Annotated in this window: 21 protein-coding genes; 16 read left to right on the top strand and 5 right to left on the bottom strand. The window is 58.0% G+C overall.

Annotated features, from left to right (window positions below; genetic code table 11):
* The first annotated feature begins 311 nt into the window (after positions 1-311).
* Together ACMYSP_RS13500 and avtA are read left to right on the top strand one after the other, a co-directional pair.
* Entirely contained in the window at positions 312-2,345 is a 2,034-nt protein-coding gene (locus ACMYSP_RS13500) for an alpha-amylase (protein ID WP_434582572.1), read from the top strand.
* A gap of 173 nt (positions 2,346-2,518) precedes the next feature.
* A complete protein-coding gene (gene avtA / locus ACMYSP_RS13495) occupies positions 2,519-3,778 on the top strand; it encodes a valine--pyruvate transaminase (RefSeq protein ID WP_434582571.1) in 1,260 nt (419 codons plus the stop codon).
* An 82-nt stretch (positions 3,779-3,860) separates the two neighbouring features.
* Here avtA and ACMYSP_RS13490 read toward each other — a convergent pair whose 3' ends face one another.
* Both ACMYSP_RS13490 and yiaJ read right to left on the bottom strand, forming a co-directional pair.
* Positions 3,861-4,349, bottom strand: a complete 489-nt coding sequence (locus tag ACMYSP_RS13490) for a 4Fe-4S binding protein (protein ID WP_434582570.1) — start codon at positions 4,347-4,349, stop codon at positions 3,861-3,863.
* Between the two features lie 118 nt (positions 4,350-4,467).
* Entirely contained in the window at positions 4,468-5,286 is an 819-nt protein-coding gene (gene yiaJ / locus ACMYSP_RS13485; protein WP_434582569.1) for an IclR family transcriptional regulator YiaJ, read from the bottom strand.
* A 223-nt stretch (positions 5,287-5,509) separates the two neighbouring features.
* On the opposite strand from yiaJ, the gene ACMYSP_RS13480 reads away from it, so the two are divergent.
* From ACMYSP_RS13480 to araD, 12 genes are all read left to right on the top strand, one after another.
* The gene (locus ACMYSP_RS13480; protein WP_064359696.1) at positions 5,510-7,030 is read left to right on the top strand and encodes a sugar ABC transporter ATP-binding protein; all 1,521 of its coding nucleotides are present in this window, start codon (positions 5,510-5,512) and stop codon (positions 7,028-7,030) included.
* A gap of 13 nt (positions 7,031-7,043) precedes the next feature.
* Positions 7,044-8,114 (top strand): ABC transporter permease, encoded by a 1,071-nt coding sequence (locus tag ACMYSP_RS13475; protein WP_044023579.1) that lies wholly within the window; start codon positions 7,044-7,046, stop codon positions 8,112-8,114.
* 63 nt (positions 8,115-8,177) lie between these two features.
* A complete protein-coding gene (locus tag ACMYSP_RS13470) occupies positions 8,178-9,245 on the top strand; it encodes an ABC transporter substrate-binding protein (RefSeq protein ID WP_434587089.1) in 1,068 nt (355 codons plus the stop codon).
* A 1-nt stretch (position 9,246) separates the two neighbouring features.
* Positions 9,247-10,110 (top strand): SMP-30/gluconolactonase/LRE family protein, encoded by an 864-nt coding sequence (locus ACMYSP_RS13465; RefSeq protein WP_434582568.1) that lies wholly within the window; start codon positions 9,247-9,249, stop codon positions 10,108-10,110.
* Between the two features lie 112 nt (positions 10,111-10,222).
* Entirely contained in the window at positions 10,223-11,221 is a 999-nt protein-coding gene (gene yiaK / locus ACMYSP_RS13460; protein ID WP_434582567.1) for a 3-dehydro-L-gulonate 2-dehydrogenase, read from the top strand.
* A gap of 11 nt (positions 11,222-11,232) precedes the next feature.
* On the top strand, positions 11,233-11,700 hold the full coding sequence (locus ACMYSP_RS13455; RefSeq protein WP_434587086.1) for a YhcH/YjgK/YiaL family protein: 468 nt from the start codon (positions 11,233-11,235) through the stop codon (positions 11,698-11,700).
* A 45-nt stretch (positions 11,701-11,745) separates the two neighbouring features.
* Positions 11,746-12,681 carry a DUF4862 family protein gene (locus ACMYSP_RS13450; RefSeq protein WP_434582566.1) on the top strand — a complete coding sequence of 312 codons (936 nt, stop codon included), beginning with the start codon at positions 11,746-11,748 and terminating at the stop codon, positions 12,679-12,681.
* Positions 12,682-12,734: 53 nt separating this feature from the next.
* Positions 12,735-14,054 (top strand): MFS transporter, encoded by a 1,320-nt coding sequence (locus ACMYSP_RS13445; RefSeq protein ID WP_434582565.1) that lies wholly within the window; start codon positions 12,735-12,737, stop codon positions 14,052-14,054.
* Between the two features lie 47 nt (positions 14,055-14,101).
* A complete protein-coding gene (locus ACMYSP_RS13440) occupies positions 14,102-15,607 on the top strand; it encodes an FGGY-family carbohydrate kinase (RefSeq protein WP_434582564.1) in 1,506 nt (501 codons plus the stop codon).
* Positions 15,604-16,266 carry a 3-keto-L-gulonate-6-phosphate decarboxylase UlaD gene (gene ulaD / locus ACMYSP_RS13435; protein WP_071359838.1) on the top strand — a complete coding sequence of 221 codons (663 nt, stop codon included), beginning with the start codon at positions 15,604-15,606 and terminating at the stop codon, positions 16,264-16,266. The genes ACMYSP_RS13440 and ulaD overlap by 4 nt, the downstream gene beginning before the upstream one ends.
* Complete coding sequence (locus tag ACMYSP_RS13430; protein ID WP_004868862.1) at positions 16,259-17,119, top strand: L-ribulose-5-phosphate 3-epimerase; 861 nt, start codon at positions 16,259-16,261, stop codon at positions 17,117-17,119. The genes ulaD and ACMYSP_RS13430 overlap by 8 nt, the downstream gene beginning before the upstream one ends.
* A complete protein-coding gene (araD, locus tag ACMYSP_RS13425; RefSeq protein ID WP_004868864.1) occupies positions 17,113-17,811 on the top strand; it encodes an L-ribulose-5-phosphate 4-epimerase in 699 nt (232 codons plus the stop codon). Before ACMYSP_RS13430 ends, araD begins: the two co-directional genes overlap by 7 nt.
* 39 nt (positions 17,812-17,850) lie before the next feature.
* Here araD and ACMYSP_RS13420 read toward each other — a convergent pair whose 3' ends face one another.
* Positions 17,851-18,666, bottom strand: a complete 816-nt coding sequence (locus ACMYSP_RS13420; RefSeq protein ID WP_434582563.1) for a helix-turn-helix domain-containing protein — start codon at positions 18,664-18,666, stop codon at positions 17,851-17,853.
* A 252-nt stretch (positions 18,667-18,918) separates the two neighbouring features.
* Between ACMYSP_RS13420 and ACMYSP_RS13415 the strand changes: the two genes are divergently transcribed.
* Positions 18,919-20,319 (top strand): MFS transporter, encoded by a 1,401-nt coding sequence (locus ACMYSP_RS13415; RefSeq protein WP_004868866.1) that lies wholly within the window; start codon positions 18,919-18,921, stop codon positions 20,317-20,319.
* A 10-nt stretch (positions 20,320-20,329) separates the two neighbouring features.
* Positions 20,330-22,291: a glycoside hydrolase family 127 protein gene (locus ACMYSP_RS13410; RefSeq protein ID WP_434582562.1), complete on the top strand. Its 1,962-nt coding sequence runs from the start codon at positions 20,330-20,332 to the stop codon at positions 22,289-22,291.
* A gap of 177 nt (positions 22,292-22,468) precedes the next feature.
* Here the strand turns inward: ACMYSP_RS13410 and selB are convergent, their stop codons facing one another.
* Together selB and selA are read right to left on the bottom strand one after the other, a co-directional pair.
* Complete coding sequence (gene selB, locus ACMYSP_RS13405) at positions 22,469-24,310, bottom strand: selenocysteine-specific translation elongation factor (RefSeq protein ID WP_434582560.1); 1,842 nt, start codon at positions 24,308-24,310, stop codon at positions 22,469-22,471.
* Positions 24,307-25,695 (bottom strand): L-seryl-tRNA(Sec) selenium transferase, encoded by a 1,389-nt coding sequence (gene selA / locus ACMYSP_RS13400; protein WP_434582559.1) that lies wholly within the window; start codon positions 25,693-25,695, stop codon positions 24,307-24,309. The genes selB and selA overlap by 4 nt, the downstream gene beginning before the upstream one ends.
* Between the last annotated feature and the right edge of the window lie 16 nt (positions 25,696-25,711).

The raw sequence follows: 25,711 nt of genomic DNA, 5'->3' as shown, positions 1-25,711 counted from the left end.
ATCTCCTGGTCGGATTTAATCATTCCAACACCTTGTTTTACGCAAAAAAACGTTAATTGAGTCGCGAATAGTATCAAAAATACCCAGTGAGAGCACTAACAGAAATAGTCCAATTCCTAAATGCTGTCATCTGAAATCGGTTTCGGTGCCGTTACGAGGGTACGAAAATGCTAGCGCCGTCTCATTTTTTGTCTATTTTTTGACCTCTGTCACTCACCCCTTTTCGTCATCCCTGCAAAAGCCTCTACGGGATGAGTTCATCCCTGAATTTGCCGGGCACACTAGACAAAAACCGCTCACAGGACTCCGGAATGAAACTCGCTGCGCTTGCATCGTTGTTGTTGCCTGGGATGGCGTTCGCCGCCTGGACCACCACTGATTTTCCTGCCTTCACCGAAGAGGGCAGCGGCCGATTTATCAGTCAAAATGAGGTGGCGAAGGGTACACGTCCTTTGCAGATTAATTTTGACCAACAGTGCTGGCAGCCCGCCGGAGCCATAAAACTCAACCAGATGCTGTCGATGGAACCCTGCCACGGGACCCCTGCACAGTGGCGGGTATTCCGCGAAGGTCTGTACACCCTGGCGGTGGACACCCGTTCAGGTACGCCGACGCTGATGATCTCGCTGGAGGAAAAAGAGCCGGCGACGGCATCGGCCACGCCGCTGCGCCAGTGCCCTAAATGGGACGGCAAGCCGCTGACGCTGGATGTCAGCAAAACCTTTGCCGAAGGCAGCCAGGTCCGTGATTTCTACAGCGGCAACATCGCCACGGTCAGCGGCGGCAAAATCACCCTGCAGCCGGCCCCTAACAGCAACGGCTTACTGCTGCTCGAGCAGGCAAAAACCGCCGCCGATGCCCCTTTCAACTGGCATAACGCCACCGTCTATTTTGTCCTGACCGATCGCTTTGTAAACGGCAATCCGGCGAACGACAACAGCTACGGGCGCCACAAAGACGGCATGCAGGAAATTGGCACCTTCCACGGTGGCGACCTGCAGGGGCTAACCAGTAAACTGGATTATCTGAAAACATTAGGCGTTAACGCGCTGTGGATAAGCTCGCCGCTGGAGCAAATACACGGCTGGGTCGGCGGCGGAACCAAGGGCGATTTCCCCCATTACGCTTATCACGGCTACTACGCCCAGGACTGGACTAAGCTGGATGCCAACATGGGCACCGAGGCAGATTTACGCCGCCTGGTCGATGAGGCCCACAAACGCGGTATTCGCATTCTGTTCGACGTGGTGATGAACCATATCGGCTACGCCACGCTTGCCGACATGCAGGAGTTCAAATTCGGCTCCCTGTACCTGCAAGGCGACGAGCTGAAAAAGACGCTTGGGCAACACTGGACCGACTGGAAACCCGGTCCTGGCCAGAGCTGGCACAGCTTTAACGACTACATCAACTTCAGCGATAAAGCCGGCTGGGAAAAATGGTGGGGGAAAAAGTGGATCCGCACCGATATTGGCGACTACGACAACCCCGGCTTTGACGATCTGACCATGTCGTTGGCCTTCCTGCCGGACCTGAAAACCGAATCGACCACCGCCTCCGGGCTGCCAAACTTCTATCAACAGAAGCCGGACACTGCGGCAAAAGCGATCCCCGGCTACACGCCGCGCGATTATCTGACCCACTGGCTGAGTCAGTGGGTACGTGACTATGGCATCGACGGCTTCCGGGTTGATACCGCTAAGCACGTTGAACAGGCCGCATGGCAACAGTTGAAAACTCAGGCCACCGCGGCGCTGGCGGAATGGAAACAGGCCAACCCGGACAAAGCGCTGGATAACGCCCCGTTCTGGATGACCGGCGAAGCCTGGGGCCACGGCGTGATGCAGAGCGATTACTACCGCCACGGCTTTGATGCGATGATTAACTTCGACTATCAGGACCAGGCGGCGAAGGCGTCAGGCTGCCTCTCCGGGATTGACCTGACCTGGCAGCAGATGGCGGATAAACTGCAGACCTTTAACGTCCTGAGCTACCTCTCCTCCCACGATACCCGCCTGTTCCGTGAAGGCGGCTCGTCGGCGGCGGAGCTGCTGCTACTGGCGCCAGGAGCGGTACAGATCTTCTACGGCGATGAATCTGCCAGGCCGTTTGGCCCTACCGGATCCGATCCGCTGCAGGGAACCCGTTCCGATATGAACTGGCAGGATGTCGAGGGTAAAGCCGCCCTCAGCGTCAGCCACTGGCAGAAGCTCGGCCAGTTCCGCGCCCGCCACCCGGCGATTGGCATGGGTAAACAGACCACGCTCTCGATGCCGCAGGGCTACGGCTTCACCCGCGAAAGCGGCGATGACAAAGTCATGGTGGTGTGGGCAGGCCAGCGCTAACCCGCCTTCTGAAGGCTCCTCCGTTCCCGGCGGAGCCTTAACAGAACAAATAACTGTAAAACAAAACAATAAAAGAATAATCACAATATCTTTGTCACTCCTGCCGATTTGCACCGCGCTAACGCTGGCGTTATGGTTACCCACTTTCCAGGAAGACCGATAGATTATCCGCGATGACATTTTCACTTTTCGGCGACAAATTCACCCGTCATTCGGGCATTACCCGCTTGATGGAAGACCTCAATGACGGCCTGCGCACGCCAGGTGCCATCATGCTGGGCGGCGGCAATCCCGCACAGATCCCAGAGATGAACGACTACTTCAACAATCTGCTGGCCGATATGCTGAGCAACGGCAAAGCCCTTGATGCGCTTTGCAATTACGACGGCCCGCAGGGGAAAAGCGAGCTGCTGACTCTGCTGGCGGAGATGCTGCGGGACGAACTGGGCTGGGAGATTGAACCACAGAATATTGCACTAACAAATGGCAGTCAGAGTGCATTTTTCTACTTATTTAACCTCTTTGCCGGGCGCCGTGCGGATGGCACCACCCGTAAAGTCCTGTTCCCGCTGACGCCGGAGTATATCGGCTACGCTGACTCGGGCCTCGAAGAGGATCTGTTTGTTGCCACCAGGCCGAATATCGAACTGCTGCCGGAAGGCCAGTTTAAATACCACGTTGATTTCGAGCACCTGCAGATAACCGAAGAGACCGGCATGATTTGCGTCTCTCGCCCGACCAACCCCACCGGCAACGTCATCACCGATGAAGAGCTGATTAAGCTCGATGCGCTGGCCCATCAGCACGGAGTGCCGCTGGTCATTGATAACGCCTATGGCGTGCCGTTCCCGGGCATTATCTTCAGCGATGCCAGACCGCTGTGGAACCCCAATATCGTGCTGTGCATGAGCCTGTCAAAACTGGGGCTGCCGGGCAGCCGCTGCGGCATCATCATCGCCAATGAAAAGATCATCACCGCCATCAGCAATATGAACGGGATTATCAGCCTGGCACCAGGCGGAATGGGCCCGGCGATGATGTGTGAAATGATCAAACGCCATGACCTGCTGCGGCTGTCAGAAACGGTGATTAAGCCGTTCTATTACCAGCGCGTACAGGAGACGATCGCCACCATTCGCCGCTATCTTTCCGAAGAACGCTGCCTGATCCATAAGCCGGAAGGGGCGATTTTCCTTTGGCTGTGGTTTAAAGATCTGCCGATCTCCACCGAGCTGCTGTATCAGCGTTTGAAAAAGCGTGGCGTGCTGATGGTGCCGGGCGATTACTTCTTCCCGGGGCTGGATAAACCCTGGCCGCACACCCATCAATGTATGCGTATGAACTACGTACCGGACCCGGAAAAAATCGAAGCGGGAGTGAAAATCCTCGCCGAAGAGATTGAGCGCGCCTGGAGTGAACAGGGCGCCGCGTAACCGGCTCATCGCCATCGGCCAACCCGTAGCCCGGAGAGGCGCGCCAGCGCCGCTTCCGGGGAACACGCCGCAAGCATCATCGCTACATCGCCAGCGCCATGCGCTGGCGACGCTCGGCGCTAAGTCTTTCCAGCTCGATCGGTTCCATGCAGCGCAGCGCCTGGGTCGGACAGGCCGCCACGCAGGCCGGGCCTTCGTCGGTGTGGCTGCATAAATCGCATTTCAGCGCCTGCACCCCTTCCCCGGTCATCATCACGCTCATCGCCCCGTACGGGCAGGCCACCATACAGCTTTTACAGCCGATACAGCGCCGCTGGTCGACGCGCCAGACCCCACGGTCGCGCTGGATAGCCTCAACCGGACAGACATTGGCACAGGGGGCGTCTTCACATTGCCGGCACAGGGTGGCCGTAGACAGCGCATCGCTTTTCACCACGCGAATGCGTGGCGCAAACTGAGTCGCAGAAACCGTCGAACAACTTTGGTCGTGCTGATGGGAGACCACGCAGGCCACTTCACAGGTACGGCAGCCAATACACTTCTGCGCATCGGCGATGATAAAACGGTTCATCCACTGCTCCATTGGGGATAAAACGGCAGCGTGCCAGAAATATCCTCCTGCGCGCCTTGATCCTGAATGGAGTCAGCGGTTTTTTTTCCGTTACGTCAGCGGAATTTGGTCATCTGCCTTAGCTTTCCCGTACGGCAAAACCCAGCTCACGTGAAATCGCCTCTGCGGTATCGCGCAGCGGTTTCAGCAAGTTCTTTTCGCCCACCTGCTTCAGGCGCGAGGTCGACAGGGAGATAGAAATTGCATAAGGCACCCGACGATGGATATCAAACACCGGGACCGCCAGACAGGAGACGCCTAGTTCGTTCTCTTCCCGGTCCATCGCCATATTGCGCTCGCGGATCTGCGCCAGCTCATCATGCATTGCGGGCAGCCCGGTGATGGTATTTCGGGTCAGTGGTTGAATAATATCCTGGTGAGTGTCCCAGTAGTTCTCGACATAGTCAGGGTGCCCAAAGGCCATGTAGATCTTGCCCATCGCCGAGCAGTACAGCGGCATATGCTGGCCGATATAGGCCCGCGTGCGCAGCATCCCGGTGGTGGGTTCCAGCTTGTAAATCAGGATGGCGTGGTCATCTTCCCGACTGGAGAAGTTCACCGTTTCGCCGGTAACCAGGTTCAACGTCTCGAGGTGCGGCGCGGCAACGTGGATGATATTCAGCGAGGAGAGCGCCTTTTGCCCCACCGCAATGAACTTGGTGGTCAGCCGATAGCTACCGGCAGCGGGTGCGGGCGTCACATAGCCGCAGGATTGTAGCCCCTGCAACAGGCGATGGACGGTGCTTTTGTTCAGACCCGCCAGCTCCGAAAGGTGCGCCAGCGGGCAACCGTTCGGATAGTTACTGAGGATTTCAATCAGCATCAACCCGCGGAACAGGCTCTGGCTTCCCGCAGGCCTTTCTTTGTCTTGCGTCATTTCTCTCTCTTTTGTGTCCATCGCGTCAGCTCCCCTTTTCGACCCGCACTGATGGTAGCGCAAAGTGTGTTTCACTTCACGATCTGAACAGAAATTTTGTAATTGACTGATTTTATTGAATTTCAAAAACAACCTCTTCGATTGCTTTGTGAAATCATGATCGATATATTTGAAATCAGATTTCGCATAGTGAAATTTATAGCGTGCAAAACGTTCTTTCCCACACGGCGGGAGGTCACCTTAAATGGCAGAAGCAGCAGTGTTGTCTCCGTTGTTATCCATGCGCCACATTATCAAGCGCTTTGGTGGAAATGTGGCAGTCAATAACGTCAGTCTGGATATTTATCCGGGCCAGGTTGTGGCACTGCTGGGAGAAAACGGTGCCGGTAAATCGACGCTGATTAAGGTGCTGGCGGGCGTCTATTCCCGCGATGGTGGCGAGATCCTGTTTCGCGGTCAGCCGGTGGATTCCGCCGCCGCGTTACGTCAGGGTAACGAACAGCCTATCGCCTTTATTCATCAGGATTTAGGCCTGGTAGAGTGGATGACCGTCGCCGAAAACATGGCGCTGGTGATGGGTTTCCCCCGTCGCTTCGGCCTGATTGACTGGGCGGCCACCAAACGCCAGGCGCAAAAAGCGCTGGAAGATATCGGCATTCAGCTCGACCCGGATGACCGCGTGTTTGACCTTTCCCGCACCGAAAAATCCCTGCTGGCGATTGCCCGCGCGGTGGCAGTTGACGCCTCGGTGCTGGTGCTCGATGAACCGACAGCCTCGCTGCCTGCCGACGATGTCCGCCACCTGTTCCGCGTGATGAACATCCTGCGCGAGAAGCAGGTTGGCATGATTTACATCACCCACCGCCTGGATGAGGTGATGGAGATGGCGGATACCGTTTGCGCGATGCGCGACGGCTGCTACGCCGGGGGCGGCGATATCGCTCGCTATAGCCTGCGTGGTCTGGTCGAACTGATTGTGGGCGAAAGCCTCGGCGGCGATCGGCGTCAGGCCTTACCCGATGCCAGCGCGCCGGTGCTGTTGAAAATGGACAACGTCAAAGTGGGCGATACCGGGCCGGTCTCCTTTGAGCTGCGTGCCGGTGAGATGGTGGCACTCGCCGGTCTGCGGGGCGCCGGTCAGGAAGAGATTGGACGTTTACTGTTTGCCTGCAGGCCGCAGGAGAGTGGACAAATCACGTTAAGTGGCGTGCCGTTTACGGCGACAACACCAGGGGAAGCAATGTCCGCAGGCATCTCTTTTGTCGCCGGCGACCGTCTTCATGAAAGCCTGATTCCGGGCATGATGGTGCGTGAAAACCTGTTTATGAACCCTTGTAAACACGGCCATGCGCTGTTTTCCCGCTATAACGAAAAAAGCGAAGCGCCGCTGAGCTGGGAGAAAATCCGCCAGTTCGACGTGCGCCCTGCGCAGATAAATATTGAAATCAGTGCGCTGTCGGGCGGCAACCAGCAAAAAGTAGTCATGGCACGCTGGCTCTCGCTCAATGCCCCGCTGCTCATCCTGGAAGATCCTTCTGCTGGCGTTGATGTAGGCGCACGCGCAGAAATTTACGATTTACTCAATCAGGCGCTGCAAAACGGCGTTGCCATTCTGGTCATCTCCAACGACCTGGAAGAGGTAGCGCACATCTGTAACCGGGCATTGGTGTTTAACCGCGGGCAGATCGTCGGCGAACTTCTCAACCAGGATGTCACCTTTGCCAGATTGCTTGAGCTGGCATCAGGCAGCGGCACCATACATTAAGTCGGAGTGCGTTATGGCTAAAACATCAATGAAATCGACGGCCCTGGAATCACGCGTATCACTTCATGAACACGGTGCGGCTACCTGGCTTGGACAATTGACCACGCGTTACGGTTTACCCGCGATCTGCGTGGTGCTGGTTATCGTTTTTTCACTGACAACGCCTTCGTTTGCTTCCCTTTTGACGCTGCAGGCCATTCTCGATAGCAAATCGAAAATTGCCCTGCTGGCGCTGGCAGCAACCATCCCGATGATTGTTGGCAAAATCGACCTGAACGTCGGCTTCGGCATCGTGCTCTGGCACATCCTCGCCATTACTTTACAGGTTGAATATGGTTTCTCCTGGCCCGTCGCTGTGGCGATCGTGCTGGTGCTCTCTGCGCTCTACGGTTTGCTGAACGGTATTCTGGTGGCGCTGGCGGATATCGACAGCTTTGTTGCGACCCTGGGTTCTGGCACGGTGCTGTACGCCATCGCGCTCTGGCACTCTGGCGGCCGGCAGATCGTCGGGGACTTACCGGACGCCTTTATCGCCCTGCATCACTCCGACCTGTTCGGCATTCCGGTGGTGGCCTTCTACGTCCTTTTTGCCGCCGTGGTGCTGTGGATCATCACCGAACATACCCCGATTGGTCGCTGCATGTATGCGGTGGGCGGCAACCCCGTCGCCGCAGCGCTCAACGGCATTTCCGTTAATCGTTACATCATCGGGGCATTTATGACTTCCAGCACCTTAACCGGCTTTACCGGGGTGATCATCGCCGCCGAGCAGGGTGTGGGCCAGGCCAGCGTCGGAATGGATTATCTGCTCCCGGCTCTGGTGGGTGCCTTCCTTGGCAGCACCACCATTCGTCCTGGCCGGGTGAACGTCTGGGGCACGGTGGTCGGTATTGCGGTGCTGGCGATAGGGATTGCGGGTATCCAGCAGTTCGGCGGTGCGTTTTGGGTCGAACCACTGTTTAACGGCGCGACGCTGCTGCTGTCGATTACCCTGGCAGGCTACGCCCAACGCCGTCGGGCATTAAATAAAAAACTGGTGCAGCGGGCACAATCGCCAGCATCAGGCTCCTCCGTTACCCAATGACTCTCGCGTAAGGAACTGAAAATGAATAAAAAAATAGTTCAGTGCTGTCTGGCTGCCGGGTTGATGATGGCAAGTGGTTTCAGCCTCGCCGACGATGCCTTTGTTCAGCAAGCGAAAACGGCGATTGCCAAAGCGACCGCACCAGTCACCACATGGGACGGCCCAACCCAAGGTCCGGCGCTGCAGCCGAATAAGAAGATCATTTTCATCGCCTCGGACATGAAAAACGGCGGCGTGCTGGGCGTTAAAGAAGGGCTGGAGGAAGCGGTGAAAGCCGCAGGCTGGCAGCTGGATGTACTGGATGGTGCAGGTTCGGTGAAAGATCAACTGGCGGCGCTAAACCAGGCGATCGCCCGTAAACCGGACGGTATCGTCATTGGCGGCTGGAACCCGAACGTCGCCAAAATTCCGCTGAAAAAAGCCGTGAAAGAGGGCATCGTGCTGACCGCATGGCACGCGGTTCCCGCGCCTGGCCCGGTTCCGGCTTACAACATTTTCTACAACGTGACCTCCGACTCGAATGAAGTCTCGCGTATGGCGGCGCTGTATGCGGTGGCGAAATCCAACGGCACCGCCAGGGTGCTGATTTTCACCGACTCGCTGTACCAAATCGCGCTGGATAAAGCCAACGCGATGAAGAAGGTGATTGAGCAGTGCAGCGGTTGCCAGGTGGTGGAGTTTATCGATACCCCGCTGGCCGATACCTCCAACCGCATGCCGGGCATGACCTACAGCCTGATCCAAAAATATGGCGATAAATTCGAATACTCGCTGGCGATTAACGACCTGTACTTCGACTTTATGGCCCCTGCCCTGCAAACCGCGGGCAAAGGCAGCGGAGATAAACCACCGTACAACATCTCCGCTGGCGACGGTTCCGTCACCGCCTACCAGCGCGTGCGTGAAGGCAAAGCGCAGATCGCAACCGTACCAGAACCGTTGAAACTGCACGGCTGGCAGCTGCTGGATGAATTTAACCGCGCCTTCGCGGGCAAAGCGCCGTCTGGTTATGTCACCCCGGCGCATCTGGTAACCAAAGAGAACATCGCCGCCGATGGCGGCCAGAACAACGAATTCGACCCGGACAACCATTATCGCGATCGCTACAAAGCCATCTGGGGCGTGAAGTGAAATGTTAGTCGTCACGGGAAGTATTGAACGCCTGTGCTCACCGGCGATCTGGGCGGAAGGCCCGGTGTGGCTGGCAGACCAGCAGTGCCTGATTTTCAGCGATGTGAAAGGCAACAGAATGTTCCGTTGGGATGGGCAAAATGGCGTCAGCGTGTTTCGTGCCGAATCCCACTTTGCCAACGGCAACGCGCGGGACTTACAAGGGCGCTTGTTAACCTGCGAGCACGGTCGGCGCGGGATCAGCCGCACCGACGCCGCTGGCAATCACACCCTACTGGTGGATAAAGTCGATGGGCTGCGTTTTAACTCCCCTAACGATATCGCGGTGCGCCAGGACGGGTCGATTTGGTTTACCGATCCGCCCTACGGCATCGTCAGTGACGAAGAGGGCTATCGCGCCGCCAGTCAGGTCATTGGCTGCTACGTCTATCGCTTTGATGAAGCGCGTCACCAGGTCGCTATTGCCATCAGCGATACCCAGCGCCCCAACGGGCTGGCCTTTTCGCCAGATGATAAATGGCTATACGTGGCAGATATGTCGGTTATTGATTTTCCGAGCCAGGGTCGCCGGGAAATTCGTGCTTACCGTCTTGAAGGCGATAACGCGCTATTTTCCCACGTCGTCACCCAGGTCAAACCGGGTATTCCGGACGGATTCTGCGTCGACCAGGACGGGAATATTTACTGCAGCTGCGAGACGGGGATTTTGATTTTCTCCGCCGCAGGCGAATTACTGGACACCATTGCGGTCCCCGAGCGCGTCTCTAACTGCACCTTTGGTGGCCCCGACGGGAATGCGCTTTTTATTACGGCGACGACATCGCTGTACCGGGTGACCTTCACCCCATCCCGCCTTCAGGGATAAACCAGAATCACACCGACACGCACCGGTCCTGCCGGCGTGTTTTTGCAACCGGACACTATTTAGTGGAATCACATTCCACTATGTGAAACATAAGATGTAATGGAGAAAACGTATGTTATTGAGTTTTTCTGACCTTAAAAATGAGTTTACCCGTGTCCTGCTGGCACGCGGCGTGGCGGCTGAAACTGCCGATGCCTGTGCAGAAATGTTCGCTCGCACCACCGAGTCAGGGGTCTACTCACACGGCGTAAACCGTTTCCCGCGCTTTATTCAGCAGCTGGAAAACGGCGATATCATCCCGGAGGCCCTGCCAAAACGTACCGCTTCATTGGGGGCAATTGAGCAGTGGGATGCCCAGCGTTCAATCGGTAACCTGACGGCGAAAAAAATGATGGACCGGGCCATTGAACTGGCTTCTGACCACGGTATTGGCCTGGTTGCTGTGCGCAACGCCAACCACTGGATGCGCGGCGGCAGCTACGGCTGGCAGGCGGCGGAAAAAGGCTACATCGGTATCTGCTGGACCAACTCCATTGCCGTGATGCCGCCGTGGGGCGCCAAAGAGTGCCGCATCGGGACGAACCCACTGATCGTCGCTATTCCGTCGACGCCGATCACCATGGTGGACATGTCGATGTCGATGTTCTCCTACGGCATGCTGGAAGTGAACCGTCTGGCGGGCCGCCAGCTGCCGGTTGACGGCGGCTTCGATGACGAAGGCAACCTGACCAAAGACCCGGCGCCCATCGAGAAAAACCGCCGTATTCTGCCGATGGGCTACTGGAAAGGTTCAGGCCTCTCCATTGTGCTGGACATGATCGCCACCCTGCTCTCCGATGGCGCTTCCGTTGCTGCAGTAACTGAAGACAACAGTGACGAATTCAACATTTCGCAAGTCTTTATCGCTATCGAAGTGGACAAGCTGATCGACGGAGACACCCGCGACGCCAAGCTGCAACGCATCATGGATTACATCACCAGCGCCGAACGTGCCGACGAAAACGTGCCGGTCCGTCTGCCCGGTCATGAGTTTTCCCGTCTGCTGGAAGAGAACCGCCGCAACGGCATCACCGTTGATGACAGCGTGTGGGCAAAAATCAAAGCGCTGTAAGGAATATCATCATGATTTATGGACATATTTATCAACCCAACGCCTGCCGGTATCCGGCGGCGATTGAAAAAGCACTGGAATTTTTGCGCACCACGGACTTCGGCAAGCTGGAGACCGGGGTGGTCGAAATCGAGGGGCGCACGATCTTCGCGCAGATCCTCGACCTGACCACCCGTCCGCATGATGAGCTGCGCCCGGAAGTGCACCGCCGCTACCTGGATATCCAGTTTTTATATTCCGGTGAAGAGCAGATCGGTGTCGCTATCGATACCGGCAATAATGTTGTCAGTGAAGAATTACTTGAGCAGCGGGATATTATTTTCTATCACCACAGCGAAAATGAATCGTTAATAGAAATGAGGCCGGGGAACTACGCCATATTTTTCCCGCAGGATGTTCACCGCCCAGCCTGTAATAAACACCGGGCAACGGCAATCAGGAAAATAGTGGTTAAAGTTGCTATTTCCGCTTTAGATTAATCCGTAATTTATTTGTCGCACGGCGATAAATAAAAGGAGTGAAAAATGGAAAGAAATGACGCCGGTTATATCATCGGCGCATACCCTTGTGCGCCCTCATTTCACCAAAAGAGCGAACAAGAAGAGACGGAATTCTGGCGCTTACTCGCGGACACGCCCCACATCCGTGGGCTCGAGCAGCCATGCCATGAGAACTTTCACCCCTATGGCGATGAGTGGTTGCTCCAGCATACGCCGCAGGAGTGGCAGATGGTGGTGACTGCCATCCCGGAAACCATGCGTCGCCGTGGCGGCGGCAACAAGGCTTTCGGCCTGGCCTCCAGCGATGAAGAACAGCGCCTGGCATGCGTCGAATTCCATCGTCATTTACACAACAAAATCAATGCGCTAAACAAACGTTTTGCTGGCAAGGTCATCTCCCTGGAACTGCAGGCAGCGCCCCTTGCAGGCAATGCGAACGTAGAGCAGGCAACCGATGCTTTCGCCCGCTCAATCAAAGAGATTGCGGCCTGGGACTGGTCATGCTCACTCGTACTGGAACATTGTGATGCCATGAACCAGCCGGCGCCACGCAAAGGCTTTTTGCCGCTGGAAAACGTGCTGGAGGTCCTGGCAGGTTACCGCATTGATATCTGTATCAACTGGGCGCGGTCGGCGATTGAAGGACGTAACGCCACCCTGCCGCTGACGCACGCTCAGGCGGTACATGCCGCAGGAAAACTGGGGGCGCTGATGTTCTCTGGCACCGCGACTGAAGGGCCGTATGGCGAATGGACTGACCTGCACACACCGTTCGCCCCGTTCTGCCCGCACAGCCTGTTAACGGCGGCGCACGCCAAAGAATTATTTAATGTGGCTGATTCAGCAAAATTACAGTTTGCCGGTATTAAGTTACTGGAAATTGATGAGAATGCTGATGCGAATCATCGCATAGCCATATTACGCGATGGCATTAACGCGTTAAACATAGCCCAACAATAAATATAAAGCGTCAATTTAATCGCAACGTCAGTTACTTTAAACACGAGATTAATATGAACACTTCCTCTTACGCTACAACCGCGGATATTCCGCGCCAACGCTGGTTAAGAATTATTCCCCCTATTCTTATCGCGTGTATTATTTCCTATATGGACCGGGTCAACATTGCCTTTGCTATGCCCGGCGGGATGGATGCCGAACTCGGTATTTCCGCCACCATGGCCGGGCTTGCGGGCGGGATATTCTTTATCGGCTATCTGTTTTTACAGGTGCCGGGCGGAAAAATCGCGGTCCACGGCAGCGGCAAGAAGTTTATTGGTTGGTCGCTGGTCGCCTGGGCGGTCATTTCGGTCCTGACCGGGTTAATCACCAACCAGTATCAGCTGCTGGTCCTGCGTTTCTTACTGGGCGTCGCCGAAGGAGGCATGCTGCCCGTGGTGCTGACGATGATCAGCAACTGGTTCCCGGATGCTGAACGTGGCCGCGCCAACGCGATTGTGATTATGTTTGTCCCGATTGCCGGCATTATCACCGCCCCGCTCTCCGGGTGGATCATTACCATCCTCGACTGGCGCTGGCTGTTCATTATTGAAGGCTTGCTCTCGGTGGTGGTGTTGGCGTTGTGGGCCTATACCGTCTACGACCGTCCGCAGGAAGCCCGGTGGATTTCTGAAGCCGAAAAGCGCTACCTGGTCGATACCCTCGCCGCCGAACAACGCGCCATCGCCGGAACCACCGTCAAAAATGCGTCTCTCAGCGCTGTACTGGCCGACAGAACCATGTGGCAACTGATCGCCCTGAATTTCTTCTATCAGACCGGTATTTACGGCTACACCCTGTGGCTCCCCACCATTCTCAAAGAGCTGACGCACAGCAGCATGGGGCAGGTTGGGATGCTCGCTATCCTGCCGTACGTCGGGGCGATTGCTGGGATGTTCCTGTTCTCTTCCCTCTCTGATCGTACCGGAAAACGCAAACTGTTCGTCTGCCTGCCGCTGGTTGGCTTTGCCCTGTGCATGTTCCTGTCGGTGGCGTTGAAAAACAACGTCTGGCTGGCCTATGCCGCGCTGGTGGGCTGCGGCTTCTTCCTGCAGTCCGCGGCGGGGGTGTTCTGGACCATTCCGGCCCGCTTGTTCAGCGCTGAAATGGCCGGCGGCGCCCGTGGCGTCATCAACGCCCTCGGCAACCTCGGTGGCTTCTGCGGTCCCTACGCGGTGGGCATACTGATCACCCTTTATAGCAAAGACGCCGGCGTTTACTGCCTGGCGATCTCCCTGGCGCTGGCTGCGCTGATGGCCCTTCTGCTGCCGTCGAAATGCGATACCGGCGCGGCCCCGGTAAAGACGATGAGCCCACGTAAACACGCGGCGTAACCCCTGCCGGGGGGTCTGCGCCTCCCGGCAACAAAGAGAATGCAAAGATGAGTGAGAAAAAGACCTTCTGGCTCGGTATCGACTGCGGTGGTACCTATCTGAAAGCCGGTTTATATGACGCCAAAGGTCATGAGCATGGCATTCATCGGCAATCGCTGCAGACGGCGTCGCCCCTGCCGGGCTATGCCGAACGCGACATGCACCAGCTCTGGCAACAGTGCGTGGCGACCATTGCCGGGCTACTGCAACGCACCGGCGTCGTGGGCGAACAGATTGCCGGGATCGGTATTTCGGCGCAGGGCAAGGGGCTGTTTCTCCTGGATAAACAGGATCGGCCACTGGGTAATGCCATGCTCTCTTCCGATCGCCGGGCGCTGGACATCGTCCAACGCTGGCAGCAGGACGGCATCCCTGAGCAGCTGTATCCGGTCACCCGCCAGACGTTGTGGACCGGGCATCCGGCCTCGCTGCTGCGCTGGGTAAAAGAGCATGAACCTCAGCGTTACGCGCAAATCGGCAGCGTCATGATGGGCCACGACTACCTGCGCTGGTGCTTAACCGGCGTTAAAGGCTGCGAGGAGAGCAACATCTCCGAGTCCAACCTCTACAACATGGCAACCGGCCAGTACGACCCACAGCTGACCCGCTGGCTGGGCATCAGTGAAATCGATAACGCCTTACCGCCCATCGTCGGTTCAGCAGAAATATGCGGGGAAATCACCGCTCAGGCAGCCGCTATCACCGGTCTGGCGGCGGGAACTCCCGTCGTCGGCGGTCTGTTTGATGTGGTTTCCACCGCACTCTGCGCGGGTATCGAAGATGAGTTTATCCTCAATGCGGTAATGGGGACCTGGGCGGTGACCAGTGGAATAACCCACGGCCTGCGCAATCACGAAGCCCACCCTTACGTCTACGGTCGCTACGTCAATGACGGGCAGTACATCGTTCACGAAGCCAGCCCGACCTCTTCCGGCAATCTTGAATGGTTTACGGCCCAATGGGGCGATCTCTCTTTCAATGAGATCAACCAGGCCGTCGCCGGGCTGCCGAAAGCCGGCGGCCAGCTCTTTTTCCTGCCGTTTCTCTATGGCAGCAACGCCGGGCTGGAGATGACCTGCGGGTTTTACGGCCTGCAGGCGCTGCACACCCGCGCCCATCTGCTGCAGGCAGTCTACGAAGGAGTGGTCTTCAGCCATATGACCCACCTGAACCGCATGCGTGAACGCTTTACCGATGTTCACGCCCTGCGCGTCACCGGCGGCCCGGCGCACTCTGACGTCTGGATGCAGATGCTGGCCGACGTCAGCGGTCTGCGCATCGAACTGCCGCAGGTCGAGGAGACCGGGTGCTTCGGCGCGGCGCTTGCCGCCCGCGTGGGGACCGGCATCTACCGCACCTTCCACGACGCCCAGCACGATCTACACCATCCGGTACGCACGCTGCAGCCCGACATGGCCGCGCACGCGCGTTACCAGCACAAATACCAGCAATACCAACATTTGATTCAGGCACTACAGGGCTACCACGCCCGCATTAAGGAGCACGCACTATGAGCCGTCCATTACTGCAACTGGCGCTCGACCATACCCATCTTCAGGCGGCACAGCACGATGTCGCCCTGTTACAGGACCACGTCGATATCGTCGAAGCCGGCACGATCCTGTGCCTTGCCGAAGGGCTGCGCGCGGTGACCGCCCTGCGCGCCCAGTGTCCGGACAAAATTATCGTCGCCGACTGGAAGGTGGCCGATGCCGGCGAAACCCTCGCACAGCAGGCGTTTAACGCCGGCGCCAACTGGATGACTATCATCTGCGCCGCCCCGCTCGCCACGGTAGAGAAAGGCCACGCCGTGGCGCAGGCCTGCGGCGGAGAAATTCAGATGGAGCTGTTCGGCAACTGGACGCTGGAGGATGCCCGTGGCTGGTATCGCACCGGGGTTCGTCAGGCGATCTACCACCGCGGACGCGACGCCCAGGCCAGCGGGCAACAGTGGGGTGACGCCGATCTGACGCGCATGAAGGCGCTGTCGGATATTGGCCTGGAACTGTCGATTACCGGCGGGATCACCCCCGCTGACCTGGCGCTGTTCCGTGATATTAACGTTAAAGCGTTTATTGCCGGACGTGCATTATCAGGCGCCGCCCACCCGGCACAGGTTGCCGCCGAATTCCACGCACAGATTGACGCCATCTGGGGAGAACAGCATGCGTAATCATCCGTTAGGTATCTATGAGAAAGCACTGGCCAAAGATCTCAGTTGGCCGGAGCGGCTGGTGCTGGCAAAAAGCTGCGGGTTTGATTTTGTCGAAATGTCGGTAGATGAGACTGACGAACGCCTGTCACGCCTCGACTGGAGCCCCGCTCAGCGCGCCTCGCTGGTGACCGCCATGCTGGAGACCGGAGTAGCCATTCCGTCAATGTGCCTCTCCGCCCACCGCCGCTTCCCCTTTGGCAGCCGCGATGAGTCCATCCGCCAGCGGGCGCGGGAGATCATGACCAAAGCCATCCGTCTGGCGCGCGATCTGGGCATCCGCACCATTCAACTGGCGGGCTATGACGTCTACTACGAGGAGCACGATGAAGGCACCCGCCAGCGCTTTGCCGAAGGGCTGGCGTGGGCGGTGGAACAGGCCGCAGCCGCGCAGGTGATGCTGGCGGTGGAGATCATGGATACCGCCTTTATGAACTCCATCAGCAAGTGGAAAGCGTGGGATGAGATGCTCTCTTCCCCATGGTTCACCGTTTATCCGGACGTCGGCAACCTCAGCGCCTGGGGCAACGACGTGGCCGCCGAACTCAAACTGGGGATCGATCGCATCGCCGCCATCCACCTGAAAGATACCCAGCCGGTCACCGCACACAGTCCCGGACAGTTTCGTGACGTGCCGTTTGGCGAAGGCTGTGTCGATTTTGTTGGCATTTTCAAAACCCTGCACGAACTGAACTATCGCGGATCGTTTCTGATTGAAATGTGGACGGAGAAAGCCAGCGAACCGGTGCTGGAAATTATCCAGGCACGTCGCTGGATTGAATCGCGGATGCAGGAAGGAGGATTTACATGTTAGAACAACTCAAAGCCGAGGTCCTGGCTGCCAACCTGGCGCTGCCGGCCCACCAGCTGGTGACGTTTACCTGGGGCAACGTCAGCGCGGTCGATGACACGCGCACGCTGATGGTCATCAAACCATCCGGTGTCGAATATACGGTAATGACCGCCGACGATATGGTGGTGGTGGAGTTAGCCAGCGGCAAGGTCGTTGAAGGCAGCAAAAAACCGTCGTCCGATACCCCGACCCATCTGGCGCTCTATCGCCGCTATCCGCAGATCGGCGGGATCGTGCACACCCATTCCCGCCACGCGACGATCTGGTCGCAGGCGGGCATTGACCTGCCGGCATGGGGCACCACCCATGCCGACTATTTCTACGGCGCCATTCCCTGTACCCGTCTGATGACCGTGGACGAAATTAACGGCGAATACGAATATCAGACCGGCGAAGTGATCATTAAAACCTTTGAAGAGCGCGGGCTGGATCCGGCGCAGATTCCGGCGGTCCTCGTCCATTCACACGGCCCATTTGCCTGGGGCAAAGATGCCGCCGATGCCGTGCATAACGCGGTAGTGCTGGAAGAATGCGCTTACATGGGGCTGTTCTCGCGCCAGCTGGCCCCGCAACTGCCGGATATGCAGTCTGAACTGCTCGATAAACACTATTTGCGTAAACACGGCGCCAATGCCTACTACGGGCAAAACTGACCCTACCACCACGCCTTCTCCGCCCGGAGGAGGCCGTTCCTACGCCGAATTCACATGCTCCTTACAGTAGCGACGCTTCCAGGCCGCCGGGGTCAGACCGGTGTGCTTGCGGAAAATTTTGCGGAAATAGCCCACATCATTAAACCCGCATTTCGACGCCACGTCGGTCAACGACAGCGAATCGCTGATCAGCAGCTTTTCCGCCGCCCTCACCCGCTGGCGATGCAGCGCTTCGGTTAGCGTCAGCCGGAAAGCATGGCGATAGACGCGCCCGAGGTAGTCCGCGTTGCAGTGCAGCTCCTTCGCCATCGTGGAGGCAGAAATGGGCAGATGAAACCGGGTCAGGATGATTTGCTGCGCTTTCCACGCCAGCGCGTTGCCGGGACTATCAGCAGGCTGTTCGCTGGCCGCCGCCGCAATCTGCTGCAAAATCAGCAGCAGGATCAGCTCCAGCGCGACGCTACGATGAATATTTTCCTGTTCGTGTAAGAATTGCCTGAACAGGGAGATAATATATTGCGGCTCACTCACCCGCGTGTGCTGGGGCACCGCCAGCAGCGCTTCGGGCAGCGAGGCGGCCTCGTCTGCTACCACTTCGAAATGCAGCCAGTAGAATTTTAAATCCGCCGGAAATTGCCCTACCCCGACATGCAAGCGCTCTGGCCACAGCAGCAAACTTTCCCCGGCATTCACGCTAAATACCTCGTTATCTTCGCGAATCGTTAATGTCCCTTTTTCAACGAAGATAATTTCCCAGGAGCGAAGCTGTCGTGCCGGATGGCTACCAATACCGCGAGAAATAAATAACCCGCCATTTTGGACTTTAATCGGTAAAGACATGGATAATTCAAGCATAGATATGAAAATTCCCGCTATTTGCATCACCAGATATTCGCTTTACCTTTGATTATTCACGATAAAACCGCATGATTCAGGATCGCAATCACACTTTTATCATGAAGTCGGAATCGTCACCTTTTTATACTTTTCCCTTCCCTTGTTAGCCCAGGTATTTAGTGCAGAATAAATAACGTACTTTGCAAATGACAAATAAAATCCCGCACTTCAGCGGGATATTATTCCGCACATCATCTCCGGGAGTTATTTATGACTTCGGCTCCGATTACCACAAGTGATTTAGCACAACGCACTCAGGACGATTCCCTCACGCTCCGTGAAAAAATCGGTTACGGCCTGGGCGATGCGGGCGGGACAGTCATTACCTGCCTGATCATGAACTTTTTAACTTTCTTCTATACCGACGTGTTTGGACTGACGCCGGCGCTGGTCGGGACGCTATTCCTGGCGCTGCGCGTGTTTGATGCCATCTCCGACCCGATCATGGGCGTGCTAGCCGACCGCACCCAAAGCCGCTGGGGACGCTTTCGCCCGTGGCAGCTATGGATAGCGTTGCCCATCGGCATTATCGGCGTACTGACCTTTACCGTGCCGGATGCCGGTATGGGCGTAAAAATCGCCTGGGCTTTCGGCACGTATCTGCTGCTGTCGGTGAGCTATACCGCGATTAACGTGCCCTACTGCGCGCTGATTAACACTATGACCACGCGCCACAGCGAAGTGATCTCGTGCCAGGCGTGGCGTTTTGTCTTGTGCGGCGTGGCAGGATTCCTGGTATCCGTTGGGCTGCCGTGGCTGGTGAAGGCGCTCGGTCAGGGCAACACCGCACAGGGCTATCAGTATGGCGTCGGCGTACTCTGCGCCATTGCGGTGGTGATGTTCCTGTGCTGCTTCTTCTGGGTTCGCGAACGCGTCTCGTTGGACATGATGGGGAAATTCACCCTGCGCGAACATATCGCCGGGCTGCGCCAGAATGACCAGCTGCTGCTGATGCTGGTGATGTCGTTCCTGCTGATCAACGTCTTTAATATCCGCGGCGGCGGCTACATGTACTTCATCACCTACGTGTTGGGCGGCTCGACCGGCTATACCTCGCTGTTCTTCACCATGGTGACCTTCGCCTCGATTGGCGGCTCGGTGATTATCAACCTGCTGTCGCGCCGCTTTGATACCGTCAAACTCTATTACTACACCAACCTGGTGTTAGCCGCGATCGCCTTCGCGATGTGGTTTTTACCGACCGGCCCGGCCTACCAGACCTTATGGCTGGTGGTGATCCTCAGTAACGGCATCATTCTCGGCTTCACCCTGCCGCTGCACTTCTCGCTGATGGCCTTCTCCGACGACTACGGTGAATGGAAAACCGGCGTGCGCTCTTCCGGCATGAACTTCGCCTTTAACCTGTTCTTCATCAAGCTGGCATGGGCCTCCAGCGCCGGCATTATCAGCCTGGTGTTTATCTATGTGGCCTATCAGCCGGGCGCGGAAAACCAAACGGCATCATCGCTGGCCGGCATCTCCAGCATGGAGACCCTGTTGCCGGCCCTGTTCCACCTGCTGCTGGCCTTCACCATTCGCGCCTGCAAGCTTAATAATCCTATGATGGCGCGCATTGCCAGCGACCTGCGCACGCGTCACGTCCAGTCTTAAGGAGTCCGTTATGTCTGTTATGGAAGTCGATCTGCACAAACTGAAAATCAACGACCCGTTCCTCGGCCAGTACCAGCAGCTGGTGCGCGATGTGGTGATCCCGTATCAATGGGATGCGCTGAACGACCGTATTGCCGAGGCGGATCCGAGCCATGCAATCGAAAACTTCCGGATTGCCGCAGGGCAGCAGGAAGGAGAATTTTACGGCATGGTCTTTCAGGACAGCGACGTGGCGAAATGGCTGGAAGCCGTTGCCTGGTCGCTATGTCAGAAGCCGGACGCCGAACTGGAAAAAACCGCTGACGAGGTGATTGAACTGGTGGCGGCCGCCCAGTGCGAAGATGGCTACCTGAACACCTACTTCACGGTCAAAGCCCCGGCGGAACGCTGGACTAACCTTGCGGAATGTCATGAGCTGTACTGCGCGGGCCACATGATTGAAGCGGGCGTCGCCTTCTTCCAGGCCACCGGCAAACGCCGCCTTCTGGAGGTCGTCTGCCGTCTTGCCGACCATATCGACAACGTGTTCGGCCCCGGCGACAACCAGCTGCACGGCTACCCTGGCCACCCGGAGATCGAGCTGGCGTTAATGCGCCTGTACGACATTACCCAGGAGCCGCGTTATCTGGCGCTGGTGAACTATTTCGTTGAAGAGCGCGGCACGCAGCCGCACTTTTACGATATCGAATATGAAAAGCGTGGCAAAACCTCCTACTGGAATACCTACGGCCCGGCCTGGATGGTGATGGATAAGCCCTACAGCCAGGCGCACCAGCCGATTTCCGAACAGCCTGTCGCCATCGGCCATGCGGTACGTTTTGTCTACCTGATGACCGGCGTCGCCCATCTCGCCCGCTTAAGTCAGGACGAGGGCAAACGTCAGGACTGCCTGCGCCTGTGGAACAATATGGCTCAGCGCCAGCTGTATATTACCGGCGGCATTGGTTCGCAGAGCAGCGGCGAAGCCTTCAGCAGCGACTATGACCTACCAAACGACACGGTCTACGCGGAAAGCTGCGCATCTATCGGACTGATGATGTTTGCCCGTCGGATGCTGGAGATGGAAGCCGACAGCCAGTATGCCGATGTAATGGAGCGTGCGCTGTATAACACCGTGCTGGGCGGGATGGCGCTGGATGGTAAACACTTCTTTTACGTTAACCCGCTGGAAGTGCACCCGACATCGTTAAAATTCAACCATATCTATGACCACGTGAAGCCGGTGCGTCAACGCTGGTTTGGCTGCGCCTGCTGCCCGCCAAACATAGCCCGCGTACTGACCTCGCTGGGGCACTATATCTACACGCCGCATCAGGATGCGCTGTACATCAACCTGTACGTGGGTAACAGCGCGGAGATCCCGGTGGGTGATGAAACCCTGCGCCTGCGGATCAGCGGTAACTATCCGTGGCAGGAGCAGGTGAAGATCGCTGTCGACTCACCGACGCCGATCAATCACACCCTGGCGCTGCGCCTGCCGGACTGGTGCGATAACCCGCAGGTGACGCTCAACGGCAAGCCAGTGGCCCAGGATGTGCGTAAGGGGTATCTGCATATTAGCCATCGCTGGCAGGAAGGCGACACGCTTCTGTTAACGCTGCCGATGCCGGTGCGCCGCCTTTACGGTAATCCGCTGGTGCGTCATCAGGCCGGCCAGGTCGCTGTCCAGCGCGGTCCGCTAGTGTACTGCCTGGAGCAGGCGGATAACGGCGAGCAATTGCATAACCTGCAGCTGCCGCGCAACACCGGGTTCAGCGCCTTTGAAGGGAAAGGGATTTTTGCCCACAAGGTGATCCTGCAGGCGCCAGGTTATAAGCAGACAGCGGAAGACGCCGGCCAGCAGGCGCTATGGCATTATGATCGTGCGCCGACAACCCGCCAGCCGCAGACCCTGACCTTTATTCCGTGGTTTAGCTGGGCCAACCGTGGCGAAGGCGAGATGCGCATTTGGGTGAAAGAAGCAGAGGAATAAGCGCGAAGGCTGTCGCTGAACCACTGGCGGATTCCGATTTCCCGGTGGCGCTACGCTGACCGGGCTACGGGTCAGTGGCCTGGGCTGGTTTCCCGGTAGCGCTGCGCTGAGCAGGCTACCGGGTCGGTCTGGTAGCCCGGACTGGCGGGTCAAGCACCGCCTCCGGGATTTCCCTGGCTACAGGAACAGTGCCTTATCGCGCAGGATATGGTCGTTGCCACGTCGGCGGGTAAAACCAATCCGGTCGAAATATTCCAGGATCTGAATCGCCAGCTTGCGCCCGACGTTCAGGGTATCGCGGAAATCGGCCGCACAGGTGGATCCACGAGCCAGATCCAGTTCGCGGATCATCCTGGCAAACGCCACAATCCGATCGTTACGGTAATAACGATCTTTGACGATCGCGGTAATCATCCCCTGCTGCGCGGCCTGGCGTAACACCGCGCGCATAACAGGCTCTTCGACACGGGCCTCCCGCGCCAGATCGCGCACCCACCAGGGCTCATCGGCAAACAGCCCGGCAACCCGCAGCCAGATGGCCTGCTGTTCATCGGTAAAGCCTGCGGTATGCTCCGGCAGATGCAGCCAACCGTGATGACTGCAGACCATCCCGCTGTCGCGCATCTGTTCAATCAGCAGCAGTACCAGCGCTTCGTCTTCCATCGGTAACGCGATACGTCGCAAACGCTCGCGGCCCGGACCCGGCTCATCGCGATGCTGGTCATGATAACGCGCCAGGGCATCAAGCAGCTTGCGCTGCCAGCGCGCGGCCAGCGGGGCGCTGAGCAGACTGTTGCCCGCCTGCAGGTAATCCGGGCGATTGATCAAGGCGTTCAGGCCTTCATCGCTGAGCTGGCGCGCCCAGGCAAAATCATCGAGACGGACGGCATCGCGTTGCAGATGAATATCCAGCGCCTGAGCATCATCCCCCTGCGACGCGGCTAACGCCGCCAGCCATTGTAAATATTCAGGCTTACGCTTGCCGCGACGGGGTGGATCCAGCGCCACCACCCGTGCACCGGCCAGCGTGACGCGGGCGGAAATATCGCGCAGCACCAGGCGGTCGTTATCCGCTAACCACAACGGCGTATCCAGCACCAGCTCCGCCAGCGCACCCTCCAGCAGCGATACGCGGCCGGTAATATGACTGGCAGCATGGTGAATATGCAGCGGCTGCCACTGGCTCAGCGGCGTGTGGCACTGCAGCTCAACGATCACCCGTTCAGAAGCCTCCGGCGGCCGCACCGAGAGCAGCCAGTCGCCGCGATTCAGCGCCTCTTTTTGCGCATCGCCAACAATATTCAGGGCGATACGCTGGCCCGCCCAGGCCTGCCCGACGGCCTGGTTCTGGGCGTGCAGACCGCGCACGCGCATCGGTTTATCGACCCCGGTCAGCCACAGCGTATCACCCACATTGACCTCGCCCGACAGCGCCGTTCCGGTCACCACCAGCCCGGCCCCCTTAACCGTAAAGGCCCGGTCGATCGCCAGGCGAAAACGCTGGTGCTGCGGGTGCGCACGGGCGGACAGCTGCAGTAAATGCTCGCGCAGTTCGGCGATCCCCTGGTTTTCAGTGGCCGCGGTGGCAAACAACGTGGCGTCGGTAAAACCAAATTCTGCCAGCACCGCCGTCACGTCGCCACGCACCTCTTCAACGCGCTGCGCCTCGACGCGGTCCGCTTTGGTCAGCGCGACGGTCAGCGTCGGCTTGCCCGTAAGCTGGAGGATCGCGAGATGCTCGCGGGTCTGGGCCATGACGCCGTCGTCACAGGCCACCACCAACAGCGCGTGATCGATACCGCCCACCCCCGCCAGCATGTTGGACAAAAACTTTTCATGACCGGGCACGTCGATAAATCCCAGTACCCGCCCATCGGGCTGCGGCCAGTAGGCGTAGCCGAGGTCTATCGTCATGCCGCGTGCTTTTTCTTCCGGCAGGCGATCGGCATTGATGCCGGTAATGGCCTGCAGCAGCGTGGTTTTGCCGTGGTCAACGTGCCCGGCGGTGGCAATAATCATCTCAGTAGCATCTCCATAAACCCGGATTCATCATCAAGACAGCGTAGGTCCAGCCACAGGCGCCCCTCATAAACTCTGCCGATAACCGGCACCGGCAGCAGACGCCAGCGGGCCGCCAGCGCGTCAAGTTGGCTACCGCGGCCGTCGCGCGGGGTAAACGTTAGCGCCGCGCTGGGTAAACGGTCCACCGGCAGCGAACCGCTGCCGATCTGCGACAGACAGGGCTCTACCCGCAATGCAAAGTCAGGATAATGTGCCGTCAGCGCGCTCAGCATGCGCTGGCCCTGCTCGCCAATGTCTTCCGCCTGGCGGGTCAGCAGACGCAGCGTCGGTAGACGGGCGGCCAGTTTTTCAGGGTGCAGATACAACCGCAGCGTGGCTTCCAGCGCCGCCAGGGTCATCTTATCGACCCGCAACGCGCGTTTCAGCGGGTGGTTCTGCAGGCGGGCGATCAGCGCTTTCTTGCCGACAATAATCCCCGCCTGAGGGCCACCTAGTAATTTATCGCCGGAGAAGCTCACCAGGCTGACGCCAGCGGCAATCATCTCCTGCGGCATCGGCTCTTTCGGCAGGCCATACTCGCTTAAATCGACCAGCGAACCGCTGCCCAGGTCAACCACAACCGGCACATTCATCTCCTGCCCGAGGGCGGCCAGTTCAGCTTCATCGACCGCCTTCGTAAAGCCCTCAATGCTGTAGTTGCTGGTGTGAACTTTCATCAACAGTCCGGTGTTGTCATTCACCGCCTGGCGATAATCTTTCGCATGGGTGCGGTTGGTGGTGCCGACTTCATGCAGCACACAACCGGCCTGACGCATCACGTCGGGAATGCGGAACGCGCCACCGATCTCCACCAGTTCACCCCGCGACACGACCACCTCTTTGCCCGCCGCCGTCGCCGCCAGCATCAGCAGTACCGCCGCCGCATTATTGTTAACGATACAGGCATCTTCCGCACCGGTGATCCGGCACAATAGCTCCGCCAGCGCGCGATCGCGGTGGCCGCGCCCGGCATCATCGAGGCTGTATTCCAGCGTCACCGGGGCCCGCATCGCCCGCACCACCGCCTCGACCGCCGCGTCGGCCTGCACGGCACGCCCTAAATTGGTATGCAGTACGGTGCCGGTCAGGTTGAATACCGGACGCAGCGCGCTTTGCCCGGTGTGCGCCAGCCGCCGTGCGGCCTCCTGTGACCAGTCGTTGCTCCAGGCCGGCAGCGCCTGGGCCTGACGAACAGATTCACGGGCCTCTTCCAGCATCTGGCGCAGCAGCGCCACAACCTGAGCATGGCCATACTCGGCCAGCACGGCGGAAAATGCGGGGTCGCGGAGCAAACGGTCGGTAGCCGGAAGACGGGTGTAAAGCGCACGAATATCGGTAGTCATGAATGGACCTGGCGGT

The organism is Klebsiella sp. R390, from assembly GCF_051131745.1.
Classification (GTDB): Bacteria; Pseudomonadota; Gammaproteobacteria; order Enterobacterales; family Enterobacteriaceae; genus Klebsiella.
The sequence above is the reverse complement of the archived record's forward strand: the minus strand, read 5'-3'. Positions and strand labels throughout refer to the sequence as shown.

Coding starts and splice junctions, on each gene's coding strand:
- ACMYSP_RS13500 (WP_434582572.1), top strand. CDS start 312: ATGAAACTCGCTGCGCTTGCATCGTTGTTGTTGCCTGGGATGGCGTTC.
- avtA (WP_434582571.1), top strand. CDS start 2,519: ATGACATTTTCACTTTTCGGCGACAAATTCACCCGTCATTCGGGCATT.
- ACMYSP_RS13490 (WP_434582570.1), bottom strand. CDS start 4,349: ATGAACCGTTTTATCATCGCCGATGCGCAGAAGTGTATTGGCTGCCGT.
- yiaJ (WP_434582569.1), bottom strand. CDS start 5,286: ATGGACACAAAAGAGAGAGAAATGACGCAAGACAAAGAAAGGCCTGCG.
- ACMYSP_RS13480 (WP_064359696.1), top strand. CDS start 5,510: ATGGCAGAAGCAGCAGTGTTGTCTCCGTTGTTATCCATGCGCCACATT.
- ACMYSP_RS13475 (WP_044023579.1), top strand. CDS start 7,044: ATGGCTAAAACATCAATGAAATCGACGGCCCTGGAATCACGCGTATCA.
- ACMYSP_RS13470 (WP_434587089.1), top strand. CDS start 8,178: ATGATGGCAAGTGGTTTCAGCCTCGCCGACGATGCCTTTGTTCAGCAA.
- ACMYSP_RS13465 (WP_434582568.1), top strand. CDS start 9,247: ATGTTAGTCGTCACGGGAAGTATTGAACGCCTGTGCTCACCGGCGATC.
- yiaK (WP_434582567.1), top strand. CDS start 10,223: ATGTTATTGAGTTTTTCTGACCTTAAAAATGAGTTTACCCGTGTCCTG.
- ACMYSP_RS13455 (WP_434587086.1), top strand. CDS start 11,233: ATGATTTATGGACATATTTATCAACCCAACGCCTGCCGGTATCCGGCG.
- ACMYSP_RS13450 (WP_434582566.1), top strand. CDS start 11,746: ATGGAAAGAAATGACGCCGGTTATATCATCGGCGCATACCCTTGTGCG.
- ACMYSP_RS13445 (WP_434582565.1), top strand. CDS start 12,735: ATGAACACTTCCTCTTACGCTACAACCGCGGATATTCCGCGCCAACGC.
- ACMYSP_RS13440 (WP_434582564.1), top strand. CDS start 14,102: ATGAGTGAGAAAAAGACCTTCTGGCTCGGTATCGACTGCGGTGGTACC.
- ulaD (WP_071359838.1), top strand. CDS start 15,604: ATGAGCCGTCCATTACTGCAACTGGCGCTCGACCATACCCATCTTCAG.
- ACMYSP_RS13430 (WP_004868862.1), top strand. CDS start 16,259: ATGCGTAATCATCCGTTAGGTATCTATGAGAAAGCACTGGCCAAAGAT.
- araD (WP_004868864.1), top strand. CDS start 17,113: ATGTTAGAACAACTCAAAGCCGAGGTCCTGGCTGCCAACCTGGCGCTG.
- ACMYSP_RS13420 (WP_434582563.1), bottom strand. CDS start 18,666: ATGCTTGAATTATCCATGTCTTTACCGATTAAAGTCCAAAATGGCGGG.
- ACMYSP_RS13415 (WP_004868866.1), top strand. CDS start 18,919: ATGACTTCGGCTCCGATTACCACAAGTGATTTAGCACAACGCACTCAG.
- ACMYSP_RS13410 (WP_434582562.1), top strand. CDS start 20,330: ATGTCTGTTATGGAAGTCGATCTGCACAAACTGAAAATCAACGACCCG.
- selB (WP_434582560.1), bottom strand. CDS start 24,310: ATGATTATTGCCACCGCCGGGCACGTTGACCACGGCAAAACCACGCTG.
- selA (WP_434582559.1), bottom strand. CDS start 25,695: ATGACTACCGATATTCGTGCGCTTTACACCCGTCTTCCGGCTACCGAC.